Below are 23,433 nucleotides of genomic sequence, written 5' to 3' on the forward strand. Positions count from 1 at the left end.
TTTGGTATACTTAAGAGTATGAATTTATTAGAAAGTAGGCTTCCCATGGAGAAATTACAAGCCCTGTTATCGGAACGGTTTCAGATCGTTTTTTCAGATAGCAGTTTATTAGATACAGCTTTTACGCATACCTCTTATGCCAATGAGCACCGCCTCTTAAAAATTTCACATAACGAACGTTTGGAATTTTTAGGAGACGCTGTTCTTCAATTAGTTATTTCCGAATATTTGTATAAGGAACACCCAAACAGACCGGAGGGAGATTTGTCCAAATTCCGTTCTATGATTGTCCGTGAAGAGAGTTTGGCTGGTTTTTCTCGGGATTGCCAATTTGACCATTTCATCAAACTAGGCAAAGGCGAAGAAAAATCTGGTGGCCGGGACCGCGATACGATTCTTGGCGATTTATTTGAAGCCTTTTTAGGTGCTCTTTTACTGGATCAAGGAGTGGAAGCGGTCAAACGCTTCATTTATCAGGTCATGATTCCCAAGGTTGAAACGGGTCAATTTTCTCAAGTCATTGACTACAAGACCCGTCTGCAAGAACTGTTGCAGGTTCACGGAGATGTGGAGATCCAGTATCAAGTGGTCAGCGAGTCCGGTCCTGCTCATGCCAAAGAGTTTGAAGTAGAAGTATTCGTGAACGGTCAAACGATGGGCCATGGTCATGGTCGTTCCAAGAAATTAGCGGAGCAGGAAGCAGCCCGCAATGCAGTTGAAACGAGGAATGATGGGCCATGTATTTAAAAGAGATTGAAATCCAAGGCTTTAAATCCTTTGCGGATAAGACAAAAGTCGTATTTGACAAAGGGGTCACTGCCGTTGTAGGGCCTAATGGATCTGGAAAATCCAATATCACGGAGAGCTTGCGCTGGGCCCTGGGGGAATCCAGTGTCAAGAGTCTACGTGGGGGCAAGATGCCCGATGTTATCTTTGCCGGGACAGAATCGCGAAAACCGCTGAATTATGCCTGTGTCACAGTTGTCTTAGATAACCAGGATGGTTTTATCCAGCAGGCAGGGAAAGAAATTCGTGTCGAACGGCATATTTATCGTTCAGGAGACAGCGAGTACAAGATCGATGGCAAGAAAGTACGTCTTAGAGATGTGCATGATTTGTTCATGGATACGGGATTGGGACGTGACTCCTTCTCTATTATTTCCCAAGGAAGGGTAGAGGAGATCTTTAACTCCAAACCGGAAGAACGCCGGGCCATCTTTGAAGAAGCTGCTGGTGTCTTGAAATTTAAGACGCGGCGTAAGGAAACTGAGACCAAACTCAACCAAACCCAGGAGAATTTGGACCGTTTGGAGGACATCCTTTATGAATTAGAAGGACAGATCCAACCTCTTGAAAAGCAAGCGACGGTTGCTCGCCGTTTCTTGGAATTAGACCAAGAACGGCAGGTTCTCTTGCTGGATGTTTTAGTTGCTCAAGTCGATCTGACAAAAGAGCTCTACGAAAAGGCTGATCAAGAAGAAAAGGCCATTCAAGAACAGTTGGCTTCTTATTACCAACGTCGTCAGGTCTTAGAAGAAGAGAATGTACGCATCAAGAAAGCCCGTCATCAGTTGGATGAGAGCTTAGCTGAGGACCAGGCCAGCTTACTTGAGGTTACTCGTTTGATCAGTGATTTGGAAAAGCAAATCGAAGTAGCTAAGCTGCAATCAAGCCAAGCAGCCCATAGTCGCAAGGAAAATTTAGAGCGATTGGATGCTGTTTTGGCCCGTCTGGAAGAAGCGAAACAAGAGCTGGCTCAAAAACAAGAGACGCTAGCTGTGCTTCAACAAAGACTGACAGAGAACCGTCAGCAACAAGAAGAGTTGGAAAAAGAATTAGCCAACTATGAAGAAGATCCGGAACAAGTCATTGAGCATCTACGCGAGCAGTATGTCGCACTCTTGCAGATGGAGGCTGAAAAATCTAATGAGCGAACAGCCATTGAGAGCCGGATCCAAGCACTCCTGCAAGAATCAAGCCATCGTCAAGAGGATTTGACCAAGGCACAAACAAACTTTGAAACTGCCAAGGAAAAAGAAGTCCGACAATTGGAAGAGTTGGATCAGGCACAAGCGACGGTCAAAGGCCTATTAGCAGAATACCAAGAGCAATTGGTAAAAGTGGAGCAGGCCAAAGCTGCCTACCAAGAGGCTCAAGCGGCCATGTTTGACTTGATGGATGAGAGCAAGAATAAGCTGGCGCGGATCAATAGCTTGGAAGCTATTCAGAAAAACCATAGTAACTTCTATGCAGGCGTCAAGAGCGTTTTGCAAGAAGCAGAACGGTTAGGAGGCATCTGTGGGGCTGTTAGTGAGAATTTGAGCTTCTCAAAAGACTACCAGACGGCGCTTGAAATTGCTCTGGGAGCTAGCAGCCAACAGATCATTGTCGAGGATGAAAAGGCTGCAACGCGAGCGATCGATTTCTTGAAACGCAATCGCTTGGGACGGGCAACTTTCCTTCCGCTCACGACGATCAAAGCTCGTCAACTATCCCCTCGGAATCTGGAATTAATTCAGGCCAGTGCAGGATTTCTAGGAATTGCGAGTGACTTGGTAACCTATGAGAATCGGTTTGAACAGATTTTCCAAAACTTGCTTGGAGTAACGGCTATCTTTGACACGACGGAGCATGCGCGTGAGGCGGCTCGTAAAGTCAACTATCAAGTTCGGATGGTGACCTTGGATGGGACCGAATTGCGGACCGGAGGGTCGTATGCCGGTGGTGCCAATCGTTCCCAAAATACGGTCTTTGTCAAACCAGAATTGGATAGTTTGAAGCAGGAAATGCAAGCTCTGGATGCTTGTTTGAGAGAAGCAGAGCAGGAGGTCGAGACCAAGGACAATCTGCTCAAGCAGGCGCAAGAATACCTGGCCTCTATTCAAAGCCAAGGTGAGCAAGCGCGTCTAGAGCAACAGCGGGCCCAATTGGCCTACCAACAAAGCCAAGAGCAACTGAAAGAAATTCAGGAACTCTTAGAAGCTTTGAAGTCAGAATTGGCAACAGATGCGACCCAGTCTCTCCAAGAAGAGCTGGAATCCCTTACTGAGCAATTAGCAAAAATTGAGCTTCAAAAAGAAAATCTGAATCGCGACATTGAAACCATGAAGTCGGATAAAGATGTTCTGCAACAAAAGGTACAAAACCTGCAAGAGCAATTGGCAGAATTGCGACTTCAACAGACGGAATGGTTGAGCCAACAAAGCTACGAGCAAACAGATGCTTGTCGCTTGGAAGAAACGATCTCCCAGTTGGAAGTAGAAGAGCATCAGTTGCAATTGCTGATTGAACAAGGCGAGGCCAAAGTCCAGACAGTTGATGTGGAGCAGCTAGCCAACCAATTGACGCAGGCACAAGCCAAGAAAACGGACTTGGAACAAGGGGTCATTCGGAAACGATTTGAGCTGGATGATTTGGAAGGCCAGGCCGAAGATGTGGCAGAACAGATGGAACAAGCTCGCAAGAAAAACGAAGAATGGATTCGTCAACAAGCCAAGGCTGAAGCGACACGTGAAAAGCATGCGGATCGTTTGAACAAGCTCTTAACGCAAATTACCGATGAATTCATGCAAAGCTTTGACCAAGCCAAAGAGCAGGCCAAACCTGTTGGAAATCTTGCAGTGGCTGAAAACCAGCTCAAGAGCATCGAAAAAGATATTAAGGAACTTGGTCCAGTCAATGTGGATGCGATCGAGCAGTACGACGAGGTGAAGGGGCGCTTTGATTTCCTTTCCAGCCAGCGTGAGGATGTCTTGGCTGCGAAAAATATGCTTCTGTCTACCATCAACGACATGAATGACGAGGTCAAGGAACGCTTTAAATCAACCTTTGAAGCCATTCGTGAATCCTTTAAAGTCACTTTCCGTCAAATGTTTGGTGGGGGTTCTGCTGATTTGATTCTGACAGAGCCAGATCTTCTGACAGCTGGTGTTGAAATTTCTGTACAGCCACCTGGTAAAAAGATCCAATCCTTAAACCTCATGAGTGGTGGAGAAAAGGCCTTGTCTGCTTTGGCCCTCTTGTTCTCGATTATTCGTGTCAAGACTATTCCATTTGTCATTTTGGATGAGGTAGAGGCTGCCCTAGATGAGGCCAATGTTAAGCGCTTTGGGGATTATTTGAACCGCTTTGATAAGGAAAGCCAATTTATTGTCGTGACGCACCGGAAGGGAACCATGTCAGCTGCCGATTCCATCTATGGTGTGACCATGCAGGAGTCTGGGGTTTCTAAAATCGTCTCAGTAAAATTGAAAGACTTAGAAAATGAAGAATAATGATATTAAATTGATCGCTACGGATATGGATGGAACCTTTCTAAATGACCAACATCAGTACGATCAAGACCTTTTACGCAAGGTGTTAGCAAGCTGCAAAGAAAAAGGCATCTATTTTGCTGCTGCGAGTGGCCGTGCCCTCCTTTCGCTCAAATCCCTCTTTAAAGGGTTTGAAGACCAGATGATTTTCATTGCTGAAAATGGCAGTGTGGTAGAATTTCATGGAGAAGATCTCTACGAAGCGACCATGTCCAAAGACTTTTATTTGGGTGTTTTTGAGGCTTTGAAAGCTTCCCCTTATGCAGACCCGAATAAATTGCTTTTGACGGGGAAAAAAGGGAGCTATGTCTTAGAAACGGTGGATCCCGACTATCTGGCCTTGAGTCAGCACTACAATGAAAACATTCAAAAAGTGAAAAGCCTAGTGGATATTCAGGATGAAATTTTCAAATTGACCACCAACTTCGATGCAGCTCTTGTTCTTGAAGGAGAGCAATGGGTCACTGAGAATATCCCAGGCGTCAAAGCAATGACGACAGGTTTTGAATCGATTGATATTGTCCTCGATTATGTCGATAAAGGAGTGGCGATTACCGCCTTAGCGGATAAACTAGGGATCTCGATGGATCAGGTGATGGCTTTTGGGGATAACCTAAATGACCTCCATATGATGCAAGTCGTGGGCCATCCTGTAGCGCCAGAAAATGCACGTCCCGAAATCTTGGCGATTGCTGAAACAGTCATCGACCACCATGCGACGGGTTCTGTCCTACGCTACATGGAGGAAATTGTATGAGTAAGATTTCCTTGATTGCGCTGGATTTAGATGGGACCCTTCTCAATTCTGAAAAAAAGATCTCTCCTCGCAATAGAGCAGCTCTCGCTGCTGCACAGGCTCAAGGTGTCAAGGTGGTTCTAACCACTGGTCGCCCCTTGAAAGCTATGGATTTTCTTTTGGAAGAATTGGGAACAGCAGGCCTCAAAGAAGAGTATACGATTACCTTCAACGGTGGCTTGGTGCAGCGAAATAATGGAGAAATCCTCTCAAAAGTTGTCTTGGCACCAGAAGATGTAGCAACCATTCATGATGAAACAGCCCGTCTAGGCCTTCCGCTGGATGCGATCAGTGAGGGAACGGTTTATGAGATTCATTCGGAACGGAAGTCCCTCTATTCCCATTACAATCCCTACCTGAACTTTATTGAAACAGATTTTAAAGACCTGCCATCCACGATTTCCTACAACAAGTGTGTGACAGCAGTCGATCAAGACTTTTTAGATGCAGCGATAAAGCAGATCAAGCCGGACTTATTTCAAGACTATGAAATTTTTAAATCTCGGGAAATGTTGCTGGAATGGTGCCCCAAAAATGTTCACAAGGCAACAGGTTTAGAGGCATTGGCAGCCATTTTGGGTCTTACATCTGATCAAGTCATGGCCTGTGGAGATGAGGCCAATGACCTGTCTATGATCCAGTGGGCTGGACTAGGGGTTGCTATGGGCAATGCGGTCCCGGCAGTGAAAGAGGTGGCGGCGCTTGTTGCACCCGTGACCAATGACCAAGATGCTGTCGCATGGGCAATTGAAAATTATGTGCTAAAGGAGAGTGAATAAATGGGATTATTTGATCGTTTATTTGGAAAAAAAGAAGAAACTGAAAAAGTGCTTCCGTCTACTGAAGAAGTGACGGAAAGTACTGGGGTTGAAGAAACTGTCAAAGAGGAGCCGACGACGGCTGTCTCAAATGACAAGGAAGAGCAAAAAATCGCTGATATGGAGGCTTACTACCAAGAGCTTAAAGCGCGGATTGCAGCCACACATCAACCTGTTTCAACCGTCACTCAAGAAGAGCCATCAGAGGAACCTCTTGTTGAAGAAAATGTGACTTCAGAGACTCCTGAAGACCAAGCACCAGTAGAGGAGTCTCCGGTTGTCTTTGAACCCGCTCAAACAGAAACAACTCCTGAAGAAGTTTCACCTGTAGCTGATGAAACGGAGACTGAGCCTCTTGAAGAAGTGAAAATTGAAGCGGAAGAAACTGAAGATGGTGAGGAAGCAGATGGGGCTAACGGTTCAGAAATGGAAGAAGAGTCACCAATTGCCTCTCCATCATCTGACGCTGAGCTAGTAGAAGGGAGCACGACAGAAGAGGAGTCTCCAGAACTAGTAGAAGCTCAGGATGAGGTTTCAGAACCTGAAGTATCAGAAGCGATTGCTCAAGTGGAGGAAACTTCAGAAGTGGCAGAAGCTGAGTCCAGACTTCCTCAAGGAGAAGCTGCTTCAGCCGTTGAGGAAAGAACTGTTGAAGAGGCAGAAGAGCCAATTCCAGACGAGGTTGAGCCAGAGCAAGAAACCATTCAGGAAAAATACGATCGTAGCTTGAAAAAGACACGGACTGGATTTGGAGCACGTCTCAATGCTTTCTTTGCTAATTTCCGTTCAGTCGATGAAGAATTCTTTGAAGAATTGGAAGAACTCTTGATCATGAGTGACGTTGGGGTTCAAGTGGCCTCTAATTTAACCGAAGAGTTGCGCTATGAAGCCCGTTTGGAAAATGCCAAAAAATCAGATGCTCTCAAGCGCGTGATCATCGAAAAATTGGTGGACTTGTATGAAAAGGATGGCCAATTTAATGAAGCGATTCGTTTTCGAGATGGTCTTACGGTCATGCTCTTTGTTGGGGTCAATGGAGTTGGGAAAACAACCTCTATCGGGAAGTTAGCCCACCGCTACAAACAAGAAGGCAAGAAAGTCATGTTGGTTGCAGCAGATACTTTCCGTGCAGGAGCAGTGGCTCAACTAGCAGAATGGGGACGCCGTGTAGATGTTCCAGTTGTAACAGGTCCTGAAAAATCAGATCCTGCTAGCGTTGTATTTGATGGAATGGAACGCGCGATCGCTGAAAACATCGATGTTCTGATGATTGATACAGCTGGTCGTCTGCAAAACAAGGACAACCTCATGGCGGAGCTTGAAAAAATCGGCCGCATTATCAAGCGTGTGGTACCTGATGCACCGCATGAAACCTTGCTGGCCCTCGATGCATCAACCGGTCAAAATGCCTTGGTGCAGGCTAAAGAATTTTCAAAAATTACGCCTGTTACAGGAATTGTATTGACCAAGATTGATGGAACGGCTCGAGGTGGGGTCGTCCTTGCCATTCGTGAGGAGTTGGACATCCCAGTGAAGTTGATTGGATTCGGAGAGAAGATTGATGACATCGGACCATTCCACTCAGAAAACTTCATGAGAGGTCTCTTGGAAGGCTTGATTTAAGAGTCGAATAGAAAAAGACAAATTGTTGGAAGGACAATTTGTCTTTTTGTTTCCTTGCTCTATCAAAAAAACCACCCGAAGGTGGCTTTCCTTAATTTTTAGGTTCAGGTTTCCAAACCCATTCGGCTCCGTATTCTGCAAGGAGATCATCGGATGCAGTTGGTCCCATGGATCCAGACTTGTATTCATAGAGCGGTGCTCCATTTTCGGCCCATAGTTTTTCAATCCGGTCAATCAATTGCCATGAAGCACGAACTTCGTGCCAGTGGCTGTAATTGGTTGAGTCATTGTTCAAAACGTCGAAAATTAATTTTTCATAAGGCTCTGGTGAAGCTCCAGTTGCGGTCGCATCTGTTTCGTAATCAAAGGAAATCGGTGCGATACTGAATTTTTCTCCAACCTCTTTTCCGTTGATGCTCAATGAGAAACCTTCATTTGGTTGGATATAAATGGTCAAGACATTTGGTTGCAAGCTATGTCCAAAGATGGAATCGGTTTGCTTGAAGACCACATTGACCATGGTTCCTTTTTGGGTCAAGCGTTTTCCGGTACGGAAGAAGAAAGGTACTCCGCGGAAGCGATCGCTATCAACAAAGAATGCACCAGAAGCATAGGTTTCCGTAGTAGATTCAGGGTCGACATTGGGTTCACTGCGATAAGAGATATCTTTTTTCCCTTCGATCGTACCTGAATGGTATTGACCACGGATAAAGAATTTCTTCAGTTCCTCATCTGTTGGATTGTGCAATTGCTCAAAAACTTTAACTTTTTCTGCCCGAATCGCATCCTTAGTAAAGGTGGCTGGTTTATCCATAGCAAGCAAAGACAAAAGCTGAAGGGTATGGTTTTGCACCATATCTCGAAGGGCCCCAGAATGATCATAGTAGCCACCGCGTTCTTCAACTCCTAAGCGTTCAGCAAAGGTAATTTGGATATTGTCAATAAAATCTCGGTTCCAAAGATTATCAAAAATAAGATTTCCAAAACGAATGGCAAAGATATTTTGGATCATTTCTTTTCCAAGGTAATGGTCGATCCGGAAGATTTGTTCTTCATCAAAGGTTTCTTCCAATTCCTTGTTGAGCTGACTAGCCGTTTCTAGGTCTGTACCGAAAGGTTTTTCAACGATCAAGCGCTCAAAGCCTTGCCCATCCACAATGCCTTCTGATTTGAGGTGTTTGGCAATGGTTCCAAAAAATTGAGGAGCCATGGACAAGAAGAAGACCTTGTTGTGTTCTGTTTGGTATTTTTCATCCAAGCTGTTTTGCAATTCGCGCAGGGCGATGTAATGTTCGGTATCATTGACATCGTGGCTTTGGTAGTAGAAATGACTAGCGAATTCTTGAGCTTGTTGTGGGCTATCTGCCAGATCTGTGATGGATTCTACCACGACTGATTCAAAGTACTCCTTGCTCCATGGTCTGCGGGCTGTTCCGATAACCGCAAAGTTTTCAGATAGATTTCCTGATTTATAGAGTCTAAAAAGGGATGGATAGAGTTTGCGCTTGGCTAAATCTCCACTGGCCCCGAAAATGGTTACAATAACTTTTGAAGACATTTAAGTACCTATTTCCTATTTTATTAACCATATTTTACCATAAAATCCACAAGATTTCTTTGATGGAATCGTTGTTCCGAATATTTTCCGCTTGGATTAGAGGATTTGAGAGGAAAGCATAGAAAAAGCTAGAACGAAGGAGCGTTCTAGCTTTCATGGGGTTAAGGCCTATCGAAGGAACTTAGTCTATTCATTAAAATACGCGGTAGACATAAGGATTATCTGGTTGTGTAATGGTTTGACAATCCGTCACGTGGAGGACAGGCAAGCTTTGCTTGAGCTGTTTGTGGTATTCAATGGATAAGGTTCCTTTTGCATGGATCCAGGTATTGTTTTCAAAATGTTGAGGGGCACCGGTTGTTAAAAGACCGTAAACACCCGAGTCTGCGATACAGTGGATGATCCCAAAGCGAAAGAGAAATTGACTTTCTTTGTTATTAGGGTCATTGTAAACAAAACCGGTCAACTCAATGGTCTTTCCTGCAAATTGGTCAGGATAATCATAAATCACTTCCATGACTTCCATGTAATTCTCAGTGGTCACCTGAATCACTTTTTTATCAACATATTTCTTTGCCGCCTGCTTCATTTCTGACTCATAGGCAGATTTGGTAAAATAGCTACTAGTATCTGGTTTGAGATACTGGGTTGTTGTCCCTTCGTCCTGCTGGATTTCCTTGGAAGATCCAGCCGCAACCGGGAAGTGGTAGCCTTTGGCAGAGACTGTTTGGGAATCCAGTGTCACTGTAGGAAAAAATAGCCCGACAAACAAAGGAATACAGAGCAAGAAAATACTCGCCACTTTTGCCCAGAAGCCAGAGAGATGACTGTGGATCTTCATCTGCTTGACCCAGATGATCAGCTGCACAAGAGCTAAAACAAAGGACAAGAACATGGAAATATAAGCCAAGTAAGAATAGTGTAAGTTGATGTATTGATTGAGCTTACCAGATAATTGCAGGTACATGGTGAGCTCAAAATAGCCAGCTAATATCAAGAAACGAATCATAGCACTACCCCCACAAACCAAGCATAAAGGAGCACAACTCCACTCACAATTCCGATAAATTGCCAGATAAAACGGGTCTTGAGATAATTTTTCATCATGAGGAGATTTTTGACATCAAGCATAGGCCCAATCACCAGAAAGGCAAGAACAGGCGCTACTCCAAAACTTGTTAGAAGAGAGGATCCAACAAAGGCGTCCGCCTCGCTACAAAGTGAGAGGAGAAAGGACAAGACCATGAGAAGGAGAATAGCAATAACCGGTGTCGCACTGATCGAAGTGAGGATCCGTGTTGGGACATAGACTTGGACGAGGCTGGCAAAGAGACAACCAAATACCAAGTAGCGTCCTGTATCAAAGAATTCATCAATGGCTTGCACCAAGACTTGAAAGAGCTTTTGGCCTTTGCTCAAGTCCCTAAAATCATGTTCATGCACAGGTTTGCGATGTTCTTTTTGGATCGAATCTGTCTGAATAAAGCCAAGGAAGATCCCTAGTACTGTTGCGACAAGCAAGGAACCAAGGGCGCGGTAGAGGGCCATCTTAACAGAATTCCCAAAGGCTGAGTAGGTCGCAAAGAGAACGATGGGATTGATGACCGGTGCTGTCACCAGAAAGGGAACAGCAGTATAACTTGGGACTTTCTTTTCTAGAAAGCGATTGATAATGGGAACAATTCCACATTCACAGGAAGGAAAGATAAAGCCGATAAAAGTCCCAAAGAAGATCCGCCCAAATTTATTTTTGGGAAGAAAGCGGTAGACCCTCTCGGGGGTGATATAGACCTCAATAATCCCTGAAATGATACTTCCGATTAGGACAAACGGTAGGGCCTCGATAATAATCGAGAGAAAAATAGCCCCCGCCTGCAAGACGCTAGAGGGAAGGTGTTGAAAGAATGTCATTACTTAACCTTCTTTGCTTCTTTAGTGGTAGCAGTTTCTGCCTTCTTTTTCTCTTCAGGAAATTCTACTTTCTTTTCTACATCCGGAAAACTCGCAAAATTTTCAAACATTTTATCAAGATCATCTGTTTTTGAGAATTTAATAGCCATTGTTGGGCCTCCTTTTTATTTTCTTTCATTATAACAAAAAGGAAAGAGCAAGGGGGAAATGGAGCATAAAAGGAAGGATCCATAGGGTCAAAATTATTCTATGAAAAATCCCTGAAACAGAGACCAGAACAGGCGATCTCACCCCTTGATGGCAGCAAAATATGCTATAATAGAAGCTATGGATAAATATGAAAAAATAGCCCAAGAATTGGGTGTTAGCTTAAAACAAATCGATACCGTATTGAGTCTGACCGCAGAAGGCTCAACCATTCCCTTCATTGCTCGCTATCGAAAAGATATGACGGGAAATTTAGATGAAGTAGCGATTAAGGCCATTATTGACCGGGACAAATCGTTAACGGCTCTGGCTGAACGAAAGGAAACCGTCCTTGCTAAGATTGAGGAACAGGGCAAACTGACAGAGGCGCTCAAGCAGGCTATTGAGGCTGCTGAAAAATTAGCGGATGTCGAAGAGCTCTATCTCCCTTATAAGGAAAAACGGCGGACCAAGGCGACGATTGCTCGAGAAGCAGGACTTTTTCCTTTGGCACGTCTCATTTTGCAAAATAGTCCAGACTTGGAAGCAGAGGCTCAGAAATTTACCTGTGAGGCCTTCCCAACTGAAACCGCAGCATTAGCTGGTGCAGTGGATATTCTGGTAGAGGCTATTTCAGAGGATACCCAATTACGGGCCCTCACCTATCAAGAAATTCATGGGCATTCCCTCATGACGTCAACCTTGAAGGATGAAAGCTTAGATACTAAGAGAACCTTTGAAATCTATTATGATTTTTCTGAGAAGATCAAGAATATGCAAGGCTACCGGACTCTAGCTCTCAATCGTGGGGAAAAATTGGGCGTTCTCAAAGTCGGATTCGAGCACCAACTGGATCGGATCATTCGTATTTTTGAGGCTCGTTTTAAAACGAAAAATGCCTATGTCGATGAGGTTATTCAACAAGCGGTTAAGAAAAAAATCGTTCCTGCGATTGAACGTCGGATTCGGACAGAGTTGACGGAGGTGGCAGAAGACGGGGCCATTCAATTGTTCTCTGAGAATCTACGGAATCTATTGCTCATTCCTCCATTAAAAGGGCGCGTGGTCCTTGGATTTGACCCAGCCTTTCGGACTGGTGCTAAACTAGCCGTTGTCGATGAGACAGGAAAGATGCTCGCTACCCAGGTCATCTATCCAGTTGCTCCTGCAAAACCAGCTCAGATCGAGCAGGCTAAAAAGGATCTGTCCTCCTTGATCAAGGAGTTTGGCGTAGAGATTATTGCAATTGGAAATGGAACAGCTAGCCGTGAAAGTGAGGCCTTTGTCGCAGAGGTCCTCCACGACCATCCAGGAGTTCGCTATGTTATTGTCAATGAAAGCGGAGCATCTGTCTATTCAGCTAGTGAATTGGCCCGTCATGAGTTCCCAGAGCTAACCGTTGAAAAACGCTCGGCCATCTCCATTGCCCGCCGCCTGCAAGATCCGCTAGCAGAATTGGTGAAAATCGATGCCAAATCTATCGGTGTGGGTCAATACCAGCACGATGTCAATCAGAAAAAACTGACAGAAAGTTTAGATTTTGTGGTAGATACTGTGGTCAACCAAGTTGGGGTCAATATCAATACGGCTAGTCCCTCTCTCTTAGCGCATGTAGCAGGACTCAATAAAACCATCTCTGAAAATATTGTGAAATACCGGGAAGAAGAAGGAATGATTCTTTCACGAGCACAGATTAAAAAAGTCCCTCGCCTTGGCGCCAAGGCTTTCGAACAGGCTGCTGGATTCTTACGCATCCCTGAAAGTAAAAACATCTTGGATAATACCGGCGTTCACCCTGAAAGTTACAAGGAAGTTGAAAAACTTTTTCAGCTTCTTGAAATTACCGACCTCGATGCATCCGCTCAGGAAAAATTAAAAGCTGTGAACATAAAGGAGATGTCTACTCAGCTGGATCTGGGACCAGAAACCCTGAAAGATATCATTGCCGATCTCCTAAAACCAGGTCGCGATTTGCGGGATTCCTTTGATGCACCCGTACTCCGTCAGGATGTCTTGGATATTAAAGACCTCCATATAGGCCAAAAATTAGAAGGGGTTGTTCGCAATGTGGTTGACTTTGGAGCCTTTGTCGATATTGGTATTCACGAAGATGGCTTGATTCATATCTCCCATATGAGCAAGCAGTTTATCAAGCATCCAAGCCAGGTCGTATCAGTAGGTGATTTGGTAACCGTCTGGGTGAAGAAGATTGATGTGGAACGCGAAAAAGTCAATCTCAGTTTGGTAGCTCCGAATGAATCTGACTGAGTATGTGCGCCAAGTATCCCTGGAAGATTTTGGAAGAGAATTCCGCCATCAAGCAGAGTGGAATTCACGCCTTCAAACCACTGGAGGTCGTTTCTTTCCCAAGGATCGACACCTTGATTTCAACCCGAAAATATACCAAGCTTTTGGGTTAGAGGTCTTTCGCAAAATTGTCCGCCACGAGCTCTGCCATTACCATCTTTACGATCAAGGTAAAGGCTATCGCCACAAAGATCTAGACTTTAAGCAACTCCTCCAGCAAGTGGACGGTCTTCGTTTCACACCTCCTCTACCAGATAGAACTGGTGGAGTCAAGCGGATCTATCTTTATCAATGTCCCCATTGTGGCCAAGAGTATAGACGAAAGCGAAAAATCGATCTGAAGAAATATGCCTGCGGTCGCTGTCGCAGCCGTCTGCAATTCCTTGAAATGAGACAAGAGTAAGAATCGGTCTTTAGGCGGATCTCTTTCCAGTTCGACTCTGCTAAAATAGGTCTAACTAGAAAGAGGAAAATCAAATGACAGCATCATTTTACAAATTAAAACGACATCGCCTGGTTTCAGGTGTGCTAGCTGGCATAGCCGATAAATTTGGTCTTAGTGTAACTCTCCTACGCTTCTTGTTTATTCTTTTTACGGTCTCTCATGCCTTTATCGGTGTGATTATCTACTTGCTGTTAGATACGACCTTGCCTTATAAGGACGAGGAGGAGCAGAAAATGTTTGACTATGGCTCTCGACCTCGTCGAAGAAAAGAGGCTGAACCCATTCATGATCAGAATGATAGTCCATTTTTCTAAAAGGAGATCCGAGTGAAGCAGAAGTTCTATTACCTTGCTTTTATTCTATACCTCTTCTTCAGTTTTATAGGACAGTTTTTCATTTTAAATCGTTTTTTTGGGGAAGGAGTTGGAACAGTTTTGATCGGGATGCTCCTTTTTCCACTGGGCATTTGGAATAGTCTCTTCTACCTCTTGTTTCTGCCAACAGAAATGGCTAGAAAGCCACAAATTTATCGGTTTTCGATTTTATTTCTGCCGATGTTGTGCCTGGTTTTGTCCTTGTTGGGGGGAGGACCTACCGCCTTTATGCTCGGCTTGATCGCATTTCCTTCAAATGCGGTGGTCTATGCTGTTTCGACTGGAATCAAATCCATGATTAAAGATTTCTTGCAAGGCTGAAGGCTGGAGCATTCTTCAGATGTTACCATCATTTCCTAGAGGTTAGAGACATTTGTCTTGGCCTCTTTTTAGTCGCATTAAAAAGGAGTTGAAAATGGATCATTCAAATGACACTTCAGTCTCTCGTCTGAAGAGAAAATCTGCTATAATAGAGAGAGAATTTTAAAAGGGAGAATGATATGGCAGTTACTGTTCGCGATATACAGGAAAAGCTTCGTCTGTCAGTTGTTTATGGGGATGATAACCTCTTAAGCAAGGAAATTACGACTGCGGACATTTCACGTCCAGGTCTTGAAATGACGGGCTATTTTGACTATTACACACCTGAGCGGATTCAGCTTGTAGGAATGAAAGAATGGTCCTACCTGGTGAAGATGAGCTCTCACAACCGACATCAAGTTTTGCGCAAGATGTTCCAGCCAGAGACACCTGTCATCATTGTCGCGCGGAATTTAGACATTCCAGAAGAAATGTTACGGGCTGCGGAAGAGAAGCAGCTGGCTATTTTAAAGAGCAATGTTGCGACGAGCCGTTTGTCTGGTGAGTTATCCAGTTATTTGGATAGCCGCTTGGCAGAACGTACCAGTGTTCATGGTGTTTTGATGGATATTTATGGGATGGGGGTCTTGATCCAAGGAGATAGCGGGATCGGTAAGAGCGAGACAGCTTTGGAACTTGTCAAGCGGGGTCACCGTCTCGTAGCGGATGACCGAGTCGATATCTATGCGAGAGATGAGATGACCCTTTGGGGAGAGCCAGCTGAGATCTTGCGTCACTTACTAGAGATCCGTGGTGTCGGCATTATCGATGTGATGAGTCTCTATGGTGCGAGTGCTGTGAAGGATTCTTCACAAGTTCAAATCGACGTTTACCTGGAAAATTATGCTAAGGACCAAACTTATGATCGTCTTGGTAACAACGCAGAAGAGTTGGAAATCGGTGGAGTCACCATTCCTCGTATTCGCATTCCAGTGAAGACAGGTCGAAATATTTCGGTCGTGATTGAAGCAGCAGCCATGAATGTTCGTGCCAAACAAATGGGCTATGATGCCACTAAAACCTTTGAAGAACGTTTGTCCCAGTTGATTAGTCAAAATGAGGTGAAGTAATGAATCCAGTAGCCCTTCAATTAGGTCCGATCAGTATTCGTTGGTACGCAATTTGTATTGTCTCTGGTTTGATTCTAGCTGTTTATCTTTCCATGAAAGAAGCGCCTCGTAAGAAAATTGATCCAGATGCCATTATTGATTTCATTCTGATTGCTTTTCCTCTTGCGATTGTGGGTGCCAGACTCTATTACGTTACTTTCGAATGGGGCTATTATAGCCAGCACCTTGGTGAGATTTTTGCCATTTGGAACGGAGGAATTGCGATTTATGGTGGTCTCTTAACGGGTGCTTTAGTTCTTTATCTTTTCTCTCGTAGACGTTTGATTGAACCGATCGACTTTTTAGATATTGCGGCCCCAAGCGTCATGGTTGCACAGAGTATTGGTCGCTGGGGAAACTTCTTCAACCAGGAAGCTTATGGAGCTGCTGTTAAGAGCCTCAACTACCTGCCCTCTTTTATTCGAGATCAAATGTATATAGATGGTAGTTATCGTCAGCCAACTTTCTTATATGAATCCAGTTGGAATCTGCTAGGATTTCTCTTGATCTTGATTCTTCGTAGAAAACCCCAATTTTTGAGGCAAGGTGAGATCACAGCCTTTTACCTCATCTGGTATGGATTTGGGCGAATGATCATCGAAGGAATGCGGACGGATAGCCTGATGTTTGCGGGTTTACGTGTTTCCCAGTGGCTATCGATGATCCTGATTCTAGTTGGACTCGCCATTATCGTTTACCAACGTCACAAAAAAGCCCCTTATTATGTAGAAGAAAAGGAGTAACATATGTTTATTGAAATCGCATACGGCCTTTTAGGCCTTGCCTTAGTAGCGCTTGTCATTTATATGATTTTTTTCCTTTCAAAGATTGGAAAAGTTGTAGATGAGACGCAAAAAACGATCCAAGTGTTGACATCAGATGTCAATGTCACCTTGCATCAGACCAATGATCTATTGGCAAAAGTCAATGTTTTAACAGATGATTTGAATCAAAAAGTTGCAACGATTGACCCGCTATTTACAGCTGTAGCGGATCTTTCCGTGTCAGTTTCAGATTTGAATGATCAAGCTCGTCAATTGAGTGTTAAAGCTGCATCAGCTGGTGGGAAAACTGTAAAAGCCTCTATCGGATTAAAAGCGATTCAGATGGCTTCAAAATTATTTAAATAGAATCGAGGAAAAATATGGGACGTTTATCTAGTTTATTAATTGGTGTCATTTCAGGTGCTTCAGCAGCCTACTATTTGTCAACAGAGCAAGGAAAAAAAGTCACTAAAAAAGTGGTGCGCTTCGTAAAAGATTATCAAGAAGATCCTCAAGAAGTACATGAATCGGTTAAACAAACTGCTAAGGATGTTTCAAAACAAGCAGCAGAAGTGATCCAACAAACCAAAGAAAAAGTCGGTTCTGGAGAAATTACGACAGGAACTGTTTTGGAATCTGTCAAAGAAAAAACGCAAGATGTGGTTGAAAAATCTCAAGAAGTCTATCACTCATTTAAGGATAAACTTCAAAAAGAAAATCTAAGTGGCAATGACTTGGTTCAATCCATTCGCAAACAAACAGAATCAGAAGACATCGTGCTAGACTTGGATGAAAAAGATCCTGAAGAAGCAGCTGAAGAAGAAACAAAAGAAGCATAAAAAATGAGGCTTAGTAGGCCTCGTTTTTTATGGAAATTACCTGATTAATTGGAGTTAGGTTTTGTCTTCAAATTTCAATATTCAAATTAAAAAATTCGACTAAAATAAAAAAATCAGGCGAACCTGATTTTTAATTTTTTCGTTTATTGTAGTAAATTCGGAATCCTTGAATACTAGCAAAGCTAGAACCAATAGCTAAGGCAAACGCAAAGAAGGTATTCATTTTCGTTGCTAAAAAGATAAAACTAAACACAACTGTCAACACACAGAAAATAGCGATATTTAAAAAATATAGCAATTCACTTAATTGAGGCGCGGGTTCAACTTCAGGAGCGTAGTCCTGAATAGGGGTTTCTTGGGTTTGTTTAGTTAATTCGATATAATCGAATTCTTCATCATAGTGTCTTAAATTTCTTACGGGCATTTTCTCTCTCCTAACAGTACTCTATTATTCTATCATGAATTCAGCTATATAAATGTTACAAAAATGTTACAAATTTTACAAAATAAATAAATTTTTCTAGAATATCGGAATTTTTGTTATAATGGTTTTATGAAAAATATTATGATTACAGCAACAGCAGAGAGTGTTGAGCAAGCACAAGCCCTGATTGATACAGGGGTTGACCGAATCTATGTCGGTGAAAAAGATTACGGATTACGATTGCCTCAAACTTTAAGCCATGACGAAATAAATCGAATTGCCCAATTAGTCCATGCTGCTGGCAAAGAATTGACAGTGGCTGTAAATGCACTCATGCACCAATCGATGATGGATTCAATCAAGCCTTTCTTAGATTTTCTAAAGGAAATTCAGGCTGATTATATTACTGTCGGAGATGCGGGCGTTTTTTATGTCTTGAAACGAGATGGCTATCCATTCAAAACGATTTACGATGCATCAACCATGGTCACTTCTAGCCGCCAGATCAATTTCTGGGGAAAACAAGCAGGAGCTTCTGAGGCTGTTTTGGCTCGTGAGATTCCATCTGCCGAATTATTCGTAATGGCTGAGAATCTTCAGATTCCAGCAGAAGTATTGGTTTACGGTGCTAGCATTATTCACCATTCAAAACGACCTCTTCTTCAGAACTATTACAACTTCATCAAGACAGAGGACTCTGTGACCAAAGATCGCGATCTGTTCTTAGCAGAACCAGGAGATCCAAATTCTCACTATTCGGTCTACGAAGACAAACATGGAACCCATATCTTCTCAAATAATGACTTGAATATGATGACCAAATTGTCTGAGTTGGTAGAACATGGCTTTGATCATTGGAAACTCGATGGTGTCTACTGTCCGGGTGAAAACTTTGTCAAGATTACAGAGTACTTTGTCAAGGCCCGTGATTTGATTCAAAAAGGAACATTTACACAGGATCAAGCCTATCTGTTTGATGAAGAAATCCGCAAATTGCATCCAGCCAATCGTGGTTTGGATACTGGTTTCTATGATTATGAACCAGATCGTGTAAAATAATAAAAAACTAAGGCTTCTTCGTTTGAGAGTTTTCCTTTTTCAGGGAACGAAGAGGCTATTCATTATATCGACAATCTTGTAAATTGGAGAAAACATGACAAATACAAAAAAACGTCCAGAGGTTTTGGTACCTGCTGGAACATTAGAAAAACTAAAAGTTGCCGTTAATTATGGGGCAGACGCTGTGTTCGTTGGTGGACAAGCCTATGGTTTGCGTAGCCGTGCCGGAAACTTCACCATGGATGAGCTTCGTGAAGGAATTGAATATGCTCATGCACGTGGAGTTGATGTACACGTCGCTTCCAACATGGTAACTCATGAAGGAAATGAACAAGGGGCTGGAGAATGGTTCCGTGAATTGCGGGATATGGGCCTTGACGCCGTGATCGTATCAGACCCGGCCTTGATTGAAATCTGTGCAACTTATGCACCTGGACTCAATATTCACTTGTCTACGCAAGCTTCTGCAACCAATGTGGAGACTTTCCATTTTTGGAAAGAATATGGCTTGACCCGTGTCGTCTTGGCCCGCGAGGTATCCATGGAAGAGTTGGCAGAGATTCGTAAGCGTACCGATCTTGAGATCGAAGCCTTCGTTCATGGAGCGATGTGTATTTCCTACTCCGGACGTTGTACCCTTTCTAACCACATGTCTGACCGGGATGCCAACCGTGGTGGCTGTTCTCAATCTTGCCGTTGGAAATACGACCTTTACGACATGCCATTCGGCCAAGAACGTAAGAGTATCAAAGGGCAAGTCCCAGAAGAATACTCTATGTCAGCCGTTGACATGTGTATGATCGAGAATATTCCAGACATGATTGACAATGGGGTTGATAGCTTGAAGATTGAAGGCCGAATGAAATCTGTCCATTACGTATCAACAGTTGCCAACTGTTACAAGGCTGCTTGCGATGCTTATATGGAAAGTCCAGAAGCCTTTTATGCCATCAAGGATGATTTGATCAATGAATTGTGGAAAGTTGCTCAACGTGAATTGGCAACTGGATTCTACTACCAAACACCGACTGAAAATGAACAATTGTTTGGGGCACGTCGTAAGATTCCTCAATACAAATTTGTAGGAGAAGTAGTAGACTTTGATCCATCTACCATGACCGCGACGATTCGTCAACGGAATGTGATCAATGAAGGGGACCAAGTGGAATTCTACGGACCAGGCTTCCGACATTTTGAATGCCAGATCCAAGACTTACATGATAAGGATGGAGTGAAGATTGATCGCGCACCAAATCCGATGGAACTTCTCACGATCACTGTCCCACAAGAAGTGAAACCGGGAGATATGATCCGTTCTTGTCAAGAAGGTTTGATCAATCTCTACTCAAAAGATGGCGCAAGTAAAACTGTTCGAGTATAACAAAAAAAGAGAGGGTTAAACCTCTCTCAGAATGTAGACAAATCCTATCAGGAAAAGAAAAACTTCTCCTATAGAGTTTGGTTACCATATAGTGAAAACTCTTTGAATGCCTACATAATAGCATTTGTAAGAGTTTTTTTTCTGTATAATCAACTTTTAAATTGAATGCATTCTGTTTAGTTTTATTCTTTTCCATAAAGGTAACGACTAGCAATTAACCAAGTAGCAATATACATTATCACGTTAACAAGAAATGCGACAATGATGGCCATATTCCAATCATGGGATAAATTAGTAGTTATAATCCCCATAATTGTTGTACCAAAAAGTCCACCAATTTGTTTGTTAGCGTTTAGAGTTGCACCTGCAATTCCAGATAATTCTTGACCAGCAGCTTCCATAAGAATGGTTGTAGTCGCTGGAGTTAAAACACCGATACCTAGACTCATTAAAGAAAATAAAGGAATTAGGATGTATAGTTGAATTTCATGAAAAAAGACTCCCATTCCAAAAATTCCTGCTGCTCCTACAATGGCAAAAATAATTGAGACAGTAGCTAGGCTCCCCACGGAAAATCGTTTTACAGCACGTGCATAAAATAAATTACCAATAATTAAGACAATCATTCCTGGTAGAATGAGGAGTCCAGAAATCATTGAGGAGAGGTTTAAATAAGTTTGAAAATAAAGACCTAGCACCAAAACGATACCATATAATGAAATATTAACCACTAAGCCCAACAGATTAGAGACAATAAACTTAGCATTTTTTAATAGTTGGTGGGGAACAATAGGTGCTTTACTTTTTTTATCGTGGACTACTAAACCAATAGCAAATAATAAAAACAGGAGAAGAAACAATAAAAGATTTAGGTTAGTATAGCCATATTGATTCCCTTCAACAAGGTAAATAACTAGACTTCCGATAGTTGCAACAAGAAAGATATTACTGAAAATGTCAATTCTGGTCTTTGGATTGGCAATATTGTTTTTCACGAGAAGTAATATAGAAATTACTGTCAAAATTCCCAATGGAATATTGATTAAGAAAATACCCCTCCATCCGAAGTAGTTAATAATTAGTCCACCAATAAAAGAACCAGTACCGGTTGCAACAGAAATAATTGCTGTCCAAATTCCTAACATACGTGCTCTTTTAGTAGAATCAGGGTATGAAATGAATAAAAGTGCTAATGAACTAGGCATAAACAAAGAAGCACCGAAACCTTGAATGAATCTAAGTATAATTAATGTTTCAATATTTGGTGAAAAAGAGCACCCAAATGAGGCAAGTGTAAAAATTGTCATTCCAAATAATAAAATTCGTTTAGAACCATATTTTGTTGTTAGATTTCCTGAAAGTAGGAGTAAAGACCCTAAAGCTAGTGTATAGGCGTTAATAATCCAAATGGATTGCTCTAATGAGACGCTCATAGCTGTTTCAATATGGGGAACAGCAAGAACCACTCCGGTTGTATCTAGGACCGCCATAATGTATCCTAGTGAAAGAATAAAAAGTAGATAAGCTGGCGCTTTTGTATTTGTTTTTTTCATCAAGCTTCCTCCGTTATTTCATCAAACCAATTTTCATTTATCAATCAAAAGCAATATATTTAACTTTCTGAAAACATTTTACTTGAGTATATCCAGTGCCAAAGTATCTTCCATCAGCGCAACCGAGAATATCTTTGATACGGTCAAACTTAGTTATAATATCCATAGTAATTTCCCCTTTCAAATGATATAATTAGCTTATCATGTAATTATTTCTGAAACAAGAAGGGAAAAAAAGTATAGTAACTATCAAAAAAGGAGGAAACGAATGGAGACTTGCATGAAGCAATCTTTGAAAAAATCAATTTGTCCAGCAAGAAGGGTCTTGAATTTACTAAAAGGTAAATTTACTCTTGAGATCTTATCTGAAATTATTGATGGTAATATACATTATAGTAGTCTTTTGCGTAGTGTAGAAGGTATTAATCCTAGAATATTAGCTCAACGGTTACATGATTTCGAGCAAGAAGGTATTTTATCAAGAAAAGTTTTACCGACATCGCCTCCACAGGTTGAATATAAAATGACAAAAAAAGGTATTGCTCTAAGAAGTATCGTTGAAGAAATGAAAAAATGGGAGCAAACTTATGGTGATTAGAGATTAGATTGAATTTACGTAATTTATTACTAATATTTTTCTATAAATAGATAATGTAATTACGAAAGATTTGGTAACCTTTTTAATCAAGGCAACGTCAATACTAGTAGTATGTACTGGAATTTTTTTGATACTCTAATAAATATAGAAATGAGATTGAAAGTAATAAAAACAAACGCCAAAAAAGACGTTTGTCTTCAATATAAAAGAGAGGGTTAAACCTCTCCTTTTTGTTGGGCGATGCGAATATTATTGGGGACCAAACTGATTTTCTGGATCTCAGAAATCCGAATAATCGTGGACATACTCTTTTTAAAATTTTTCACGATCAGTTGTCGGCGTTCTTGGTCATACTTGACAATGTCGCCTGTAAAACTCTTGTTTGAAAAAATAACATGTACCCCTTGTTTTTTTCGCAATGCTTGTTGAATGATTGCAATAATTCTCTCATCTTCTAATGGGGCAGGGGTACTGACTTTTCCATTGAAAAATTCATTTGCTCGGTCTTTAACGATCTCGAGAAATTTTTTCATAGCTAAATTCTCCATAACTTGATACAATATATTATAGATAATTTCAACGATTTTGTAAATGATTTACGAATAATAGAGATGAGAAGGCAAGAAAGGAGTCGTAAAATGGCAGAATTTTCATTCCAAATCGAAGAACATCTACTGGTCTTGTCAGAAAATGACAAGGGTTGGACCAAGGAATTGAACCGTGTAAGTTTTAACGGTGCTCCAGCTAAGTATGATATCCGGACCTGGAGTCCCGACCATACAAAGATGGGGAAAGGCATTACACTCACGAACGAAGAGTTTCAAGTTATGCTTGATGCATTTAAAAATTAAAATAAAAAGGAGGTCCTTCAAGGACTTCTTTTTTTGTTATAGTCTAAGGCTATATAGATGTCAAAGATATTAGATTATCTCAAACCCTTGTTTATCAAATGTTAGACTGCTATAATGGTTGCATTGATGAATTAATGTAAAACTTATAGGAAAGAGGGATTCAT

Annotated in this window: 24 protein-coding genes; 17 read left to right on the forward strand and 7 right to left on the reverse strand. The window is 42.1% G+C overall.

The genetic code is table 11. The features are described from left to right. Positions 1-45: 45 nt before the first annotated feature. The 5 genes from rnc to ftsY are packed head-to-tail and all read left to right on the forward strand — an operon-like array spanning position 46 to position 7,550. Positions 46-747, forward strand: coding sequence for a ribonuclease III (gene rnc, locus SM123_RS03805; protein WP_070506695.1), 702 nt, complete (start codon positions 46-48; stop codon positions 745-747). After that, positions 738-4,274: a chromosome segregation protein SMC gene (gene smc / locus SM123_RS03810; RefSeq protein WP_320909877.1), complete on the forward strand. Its 3,537-nt coding sequence runs from the start codon at positions 738-740 to the stop codon at positions 4,272-4,274. The genes rnc and smc overlap by 10 nt, the downstream gene beginning before the upstream one ends. Next, entirely contained in the window at positions 4,264-5,070 is an 807-nt protein-coding gene (locus SM123_RS03815; RefSeq protein WP_320909878.1) for a Cof-type HAD-IIB family hydrolase, read from the forward strand. Before smc ends, SM123_RS03815 begins: the two co-directional genes overlap by 11 nt. After that, positions 5,067-5,888: a Cof-type HAD-IIB family hydrolase gene (locus tag SM123_RS03820; protein ID WP_320909879.1), complete on the forward strand. Its 822-nt coding sequence runs from the start codon at positions 5,067-5,069 to the stop codon at positions 5,886-5,888. The genes SM123_RS03815 and SM123_RS03820 overlap by 4 nt, the downstream gene beginning before the upstream one ends. Beyond that, a complete protein-coding gene (ftsY, locus tag SM123_RS03825) occupies positions 5,889-7,550 on the forward strand; it encodes a signal recognition particle-docking protein FtsY (RefSeq protein ID WP_320909880.1) in 1,662 nt (553 codons plus the stop codon). A gap of 91 nt (positions 7,551-7,641) precedes the next feature. Here the strand turns inward: ftsY and zwf are convergent, their stop codons facing one another. The 4 genes from zwf to SM123_RS03845 form a co-directional block, all read right to left on the reverse strand. Further along, positions 7,642-9,108: a glucose-6-phosphate dehydrogenase gene (gene zwf, locus SM123_RS03830; protein ID WP_320909881.1), complete on the reverse strand. Its 1,467-nt coding sequence runs from the start codon at positions 9,106-9,108 to the stop codon at positions 7,642-7,644. Between the two features lie 193 nt (positions 9,109-9,301). Next, the gene (locus SM123_RS03835) at positions 9,302-10,117 is read right to left on the reverse strand and encodes a TIGR03943 family putative permease subunit (protein ID WP_195487683.1); all 816 of its coding nucleotides are present in this window, start codon (positions 10,115-10,117) and stop codon (positions 9,302-9,304) included. Further along, complete coding sequence (locus SM123_RS03840) at positions 10,114-11,019, reverse strand: permease (RefSeq protein ID WP_070587107.1); 906 nt, start codon at positions 11,017-11,019, stop codon at positions 10,114-10,116. The genes SM123_RS03835 and SM123_RS03840 overlap by 4 nt, the downstream gene beginning before the upstream one ends. Then, the gene (locus SM123_RS03845; protein ID WP_023918704.1) at positions 11,019-11,168 is read right to left on the reverse strand and encodes an SPJ_0845 family protein; all 150 of its coding nucleotides are present in this window, start codon (positions 11,166-11,168) and stop codon (positions 11,019-11,021) included. Before SM123_RS03845 ends, SM123_RS03840 begins: the two co-directional genes overlap by 1 nt. A 148-nt stretch (positions 11,169-11,316) precedes the next feature. On the opposite strand from SM123_RS03845, the gene SM123_RS03850 reads away from it, so the two are divergent. From SM123_RS03850 to SM123_RS03885, 8 genes are all read left to right on the forward strand, one after another. Then, positions 11,317-13,473 (forward strand): Tex family protein, encoded by a 2,157-nt coding sequence (locus tag SM123_RS03850; protein WP_407073125.1) that lies wholly within the window; start codon positions 11,317-11,319, stop codon positions 13,471-13,473. Then, positions 13,460-13,915 (forward strand): SprT family protein, encoded by a 456-nt coding sequence (locus SM123_RS03855; RefSeq protein ID WP_049507445.1) that lies wholly within the window; start codon positions 13,460-13,462, stop codon positions 13,913-13,915. The genes SM123_RS03850 and SM123_RS03855 overlap by 14 nt, the downstream gene beginning before the upstream one ends. Positions 13,916-13,989: 74 nt before the next feature. Continuing rightward, on the forward strand, positions 13,990-14,271 hold the full coding sequence (locus SM123_RS03860) for a PspC domain-containing protein (RefSeq protein WP_320909883.1): 282 nt from the start codon (positions 13,990-13,992) through the stop codon (positions 14,269-14,271). Between the two features lie 12 nt (positions 14,272-14,283). Beyond that, on the forward strand, positions 14,284-14,652 hold the full coding sequence (locus SM123_RS03865) for a hypothetical protein (protein WP_320909884.1): 369 nt from the start codon (positions 14,284-14,286) through the stop codon (positions 14,650-14,652). 179 nt (positions 14,653-14,831) lie between these two features. Beyond that, positions 14,832-15,761, forward strand: coding sequence for an HPr(Ser) kinase/phosphatase (gene hprK, locus SM123_RS03870; RefSeq protein WP_320909885.1), 930 nt, complete (start codon positions 14,832-14,834; stop codon positions 15,759-15,761). Continuing rightward, positions 15,761-16,543: a prolipoprotein diacylglyceryl transferase gene (gene lgt / locus SM123_RS03875; protein ID WP_320909886.1), complete on the forward strand. Its 783-nt coding sequence runs from the start codon at positions 15,761-15,763 to the stop codon at positions 16,541-16,543. The genes hprK and lgt overlap by 1 nt, the downstream gene beginning before the upstream one ends. A 3-nt stretch (positions 16,544-16,546) precedes the next feature. Next, positions 16,547-16,930, forward strand: coding sequence for a DUF948 domain-containing protein (locus tag SM123_RS03880; protein ID WP_070587115.1), 384 nt, complete (start codon positions 16,547-16,549; stop codon positions 16,928-16,930). A gap of 14 nt (positions 16,931-16,944) precedes the next feature. Then, on the forward strand, positions 16,945-17,403 hold the full coding sequence (locus SM123_RS03885) for a YtxH domain-containing protein (protein ID WP_155199971.1): 459 nt from the start codon (positions 16,945-16,947) through the stop codon (positions 17,401-17,403). Between the two features lie 130 nt (positions 17,404-17,533). On the opposite strand, the gene SM123_RS03890 is transcribed toward SM123_RS03885, so the two are convergent. Further along, entirely contained in the window at positions 17,534-17,827 is a 294-nt protein-coding gene (locus tag SM123_RS03890; RefSeq protein WP_070587118.1) for a DUF3270 family protein, read from the reverse strand. A gap of 129 nt (positions 17,828-17,956) precedes the next feature. On the opposite strand from SM123_RS03890, the gene SM123_RS03895 reads away from it, so the two are divergent. Next, complete coding sequence (locus SM123_RS03895; RefSeq protein ID WP_320909887.1) at positions 17,957-18,886, forward strand: peptidase U32 family protein; 930 nt, start codon at positions 17,957-17,959, stop codon at positions 18,884-18,886. 94 nt (positions 18,887-18,980) lie between these two features. After that, positions 18,981-20,267: a peptidase U32 family protein gene (locus SM123_RS03900; RefSeq protein ID WP_003002878.1), complete on the forward strand. Its 1,287-nt coding sequence runs from the start codon at positions 18,981-18,983 to the stop codon at positions 20,265-20,267. 182 nt (positions 20,268-20,449) lie between these two features. Here SM123_RS03900 and SM123_RS03905 read toward each other — a convergent pair whose 3' ends face one another. Continuing rightward, positions 20,450-21,820 carry an MFS transporter gene (locus SM123_RS03905; RefSeq protein ID WP_320909888.1) on the reverse strand — a complete coding sequence of 457 codons (1,371 nt, stop codon included), beginning with the start codon at positions 21,818-21,820 and terminating at the stop codon, positions 20,450-20,452. A 268-nt stretch (positions 21,821-22,088) separates the two neighbouring features. Here SM123_RS03905 and SM123_RS03910 point away from each other — a divergent pair, with 268 nt between their 5' ends. Continuing rightward, complete coding sequence (locus SM123_RS03910; protein WP_037607991.1) at positions 22,089-22,418, forward strand: winged helix-turn-helix transcriptional regulator; 330 nt, start codon at positions 22,089-22,091, stop codon at positions 22,416-22,418. A gap of 215 nt (positions 22,419-22,633) precedes the next feature. Here SM123_RS03910 and SM123_RS03915 read toward each other — a convergent pair whose 3' ends face one another. After that, a complete protein-coding gene (locus SM123_RS03915) occupies positions 22,634-22,966 on the reverse strand; it encodes a hypothetical protein (protein ID WP_320909889.1) in 333 nt (110 codons plus the stop codon). 90 nt (positions 22,967-23,056) lie between these two features. Here SM123_RS03915 and SM123_RS03920 point away from each other — a divergent pair, with 90 nt between their 5' ends. Then, on the forward strand, positions 23,057-23,269 hold the full coding sequence (locus tag SM123_RS03920; protein ID WP_003002541.1) for a YdbC family protein: 213 nt from the start codon (positions 23,057-23,059) through the stop codon (positions 23,267-23,269). Positions 23,270-23,433: the final 164 nt, after the last annotated feature.

Source organism: Streptococcus sp. S5, from assembly GCF_034134805.1.
GTDB classification, from domain to species: Bacteria; Bacillota; Bacilli; order Lactobacillales; family Streptococcaceae; genus Streptococcus; species Streptococcus lingualis.

What these genes read in the sequence shown, in the direction of transcription:
- SM123_RS03915 (WP_320909889.1), bottom strand. Translation starts at nt 22,966, where the DNA reads ATGGAGAATTTAGCTATGAAAAAATTTCTCGAGATCGTTAAAGACCGA.
- SM123_RS03820 (WP_320909879.1), top strand. Translation starts at nt 5,067, where the DNA reads ATGAGTAAGATTTCCTTGATTGCGCTGGATTTAGATGGGACCCTTCTC.
- SM123_RS03840 (WP_070587107.1), bottom strand. Translation starts at nt 11,019, where the DNA reads ATGACATTCTTTCAACACCTTCCCTCTAGCGTCTTGCAGGCGGGGGCT.
- SM123_RS03890 (WP_070587118.1), bottom strand. Translation starts at nt 17,827, where the DNA reads ATGCCCGTAAGAAATTTAAGACACTATGATGAAGAATTCGATTATATC.
- zwf (WP_320909881.1), bottom strand. Translation starts at nt 9,108, where the DNA reads ATGTCTTCAAAAGTTATTGTAACCATTTTCGGGGCCAGTGGAGATTTA.
- hprK (WP_320909885.1), top strand. Translation starts at nt 14,832, where the DNA reads ATGGCAGTTACTGTTCGCGATATACAGGAAAAGCTTCGTCTGTCAGTT.
- SM123_RS03860 (WP_320909883.1), top strand. Translation starts at nt 13,990, where the DNA reads ATGACAGCATCATTTTACAAATTAAAACGACATCGCCTGGTTTCAGGT.
- SM123_RS03895 (WP_320909887.1), top strand. Translation starts at nt 17,957, where the DNA reads ATGAAAAATATTATGATTACAGCAACAGCAGAGAGTGTTGAGCAAGCA.
- SM123_RS03850 (WP_407073125.1), top strand. Translation starts at nt 11,317, where the DNA reads ATGGCAGCAAAATATGCTATAATAGAAGCTATGGATAAATATGAAAAA.
- ftsY (WP_320909880.1), top strand. Translation starts at nt 5,889, where the DNA reads ATGGGATTATTTGATCGTTTATTTGGAAAAAAAGAAGAAACTGAAAAA.
- SM123_RS03880 (WP_070587115.1), top strand. Translation starts at nt 16,547, where the DNA reads ATGTTTATTGAAATCGCATACGGCCTTTTAGGCCTTGCCTTAGTAGCG.
- SM123_RS03855 (WP_049507445.1), top strand. Translation starts at nt 13,460, where the DNA reads ATGAATCTGACTGAGTATGTGCGCCAAGTATCCCTGGAAGATTTTGGA.
- SM123_RS03920 (WP_003002541.1), top strand. Translation starts at nt 23,057, where the DNA reads ATGGCAGAATTTTCATTCCAAATCGAAGAACATCTACTGGTCTTGTCA.
- SM123_RS03845 (WP_023918704.1), bottom strand. Translation starts at nt 11,168, where the DNA reads ATGGCTATTAAATTCTCAAAAACAGATGATCTTGATAAAATGTTTGAA.
- SM123_RS03900 (WP_003002878.1), top strand. Translation starts at nt 18,981, where the DNA reads ATGACAAATACAAAAAAACGTCCAGAGGTTTTGGTACCTGCTGGAACA.
- SM123_RS03815 (WP_320909878.1), top strand. Translation starts at nt 4,264, where the DNA reads ATGAAGAATAATGATATTAAATTGATCGCTACGGATATGGATGGAACC.
- rnc (WP_070506695.1), top strand. Translation starts at nt 46, where the DNA reads ATGGAGAAATTACAAGCCCTGTTATCGGAACGGTTTCAGATCGTTTTT.
- SM123_RS03910 (WP_037607991.1), top strand. Translation starts at nt 22,089, where the DNA reads ATGGAGACTTGCATGAAGCAATCTTTGAAAAAATCAATTTGTCCAGCA.
- smc (WP_320909877.1), top strand. Translation starts at nt 738, where the DNA reads ATGTATTTAAAAGAGATTGAAATCCAAGGCTTTAAATCCTTTGCGGAT.
- SM123_RS03905 (WP_320909888.1), bottom strand. Translation starts at nt 21,820, where the DNA reads ATGAAAAAAACAAATACAAAAGCGCCAGCTTATCTACTTTTTATTCTT.
- SM123_RS03835 (WP_195487683.1), bottom strand. Translation starts at nt 10,117, where the DNA reads ATGATTCGTTTCTTGATATTAGCTGGCTATTTTGAGCTCACCATGTAC.
- lgt (WP_320909886.1), top strand. Translation starts at nt 15,761, where the DNA reads ATGAATCCAGTAGCCCTTCAATTAGGTCCGATCAGTATTCGTTGGTAC.
- SM123_RS03885 (WP_155199971.1), top strand. Translation starts at nt 16,945, where the DNA reads ATGGGACGTTTATCTAGTTTATTAATTGGTGTCATTTCAGGTGCTTCA.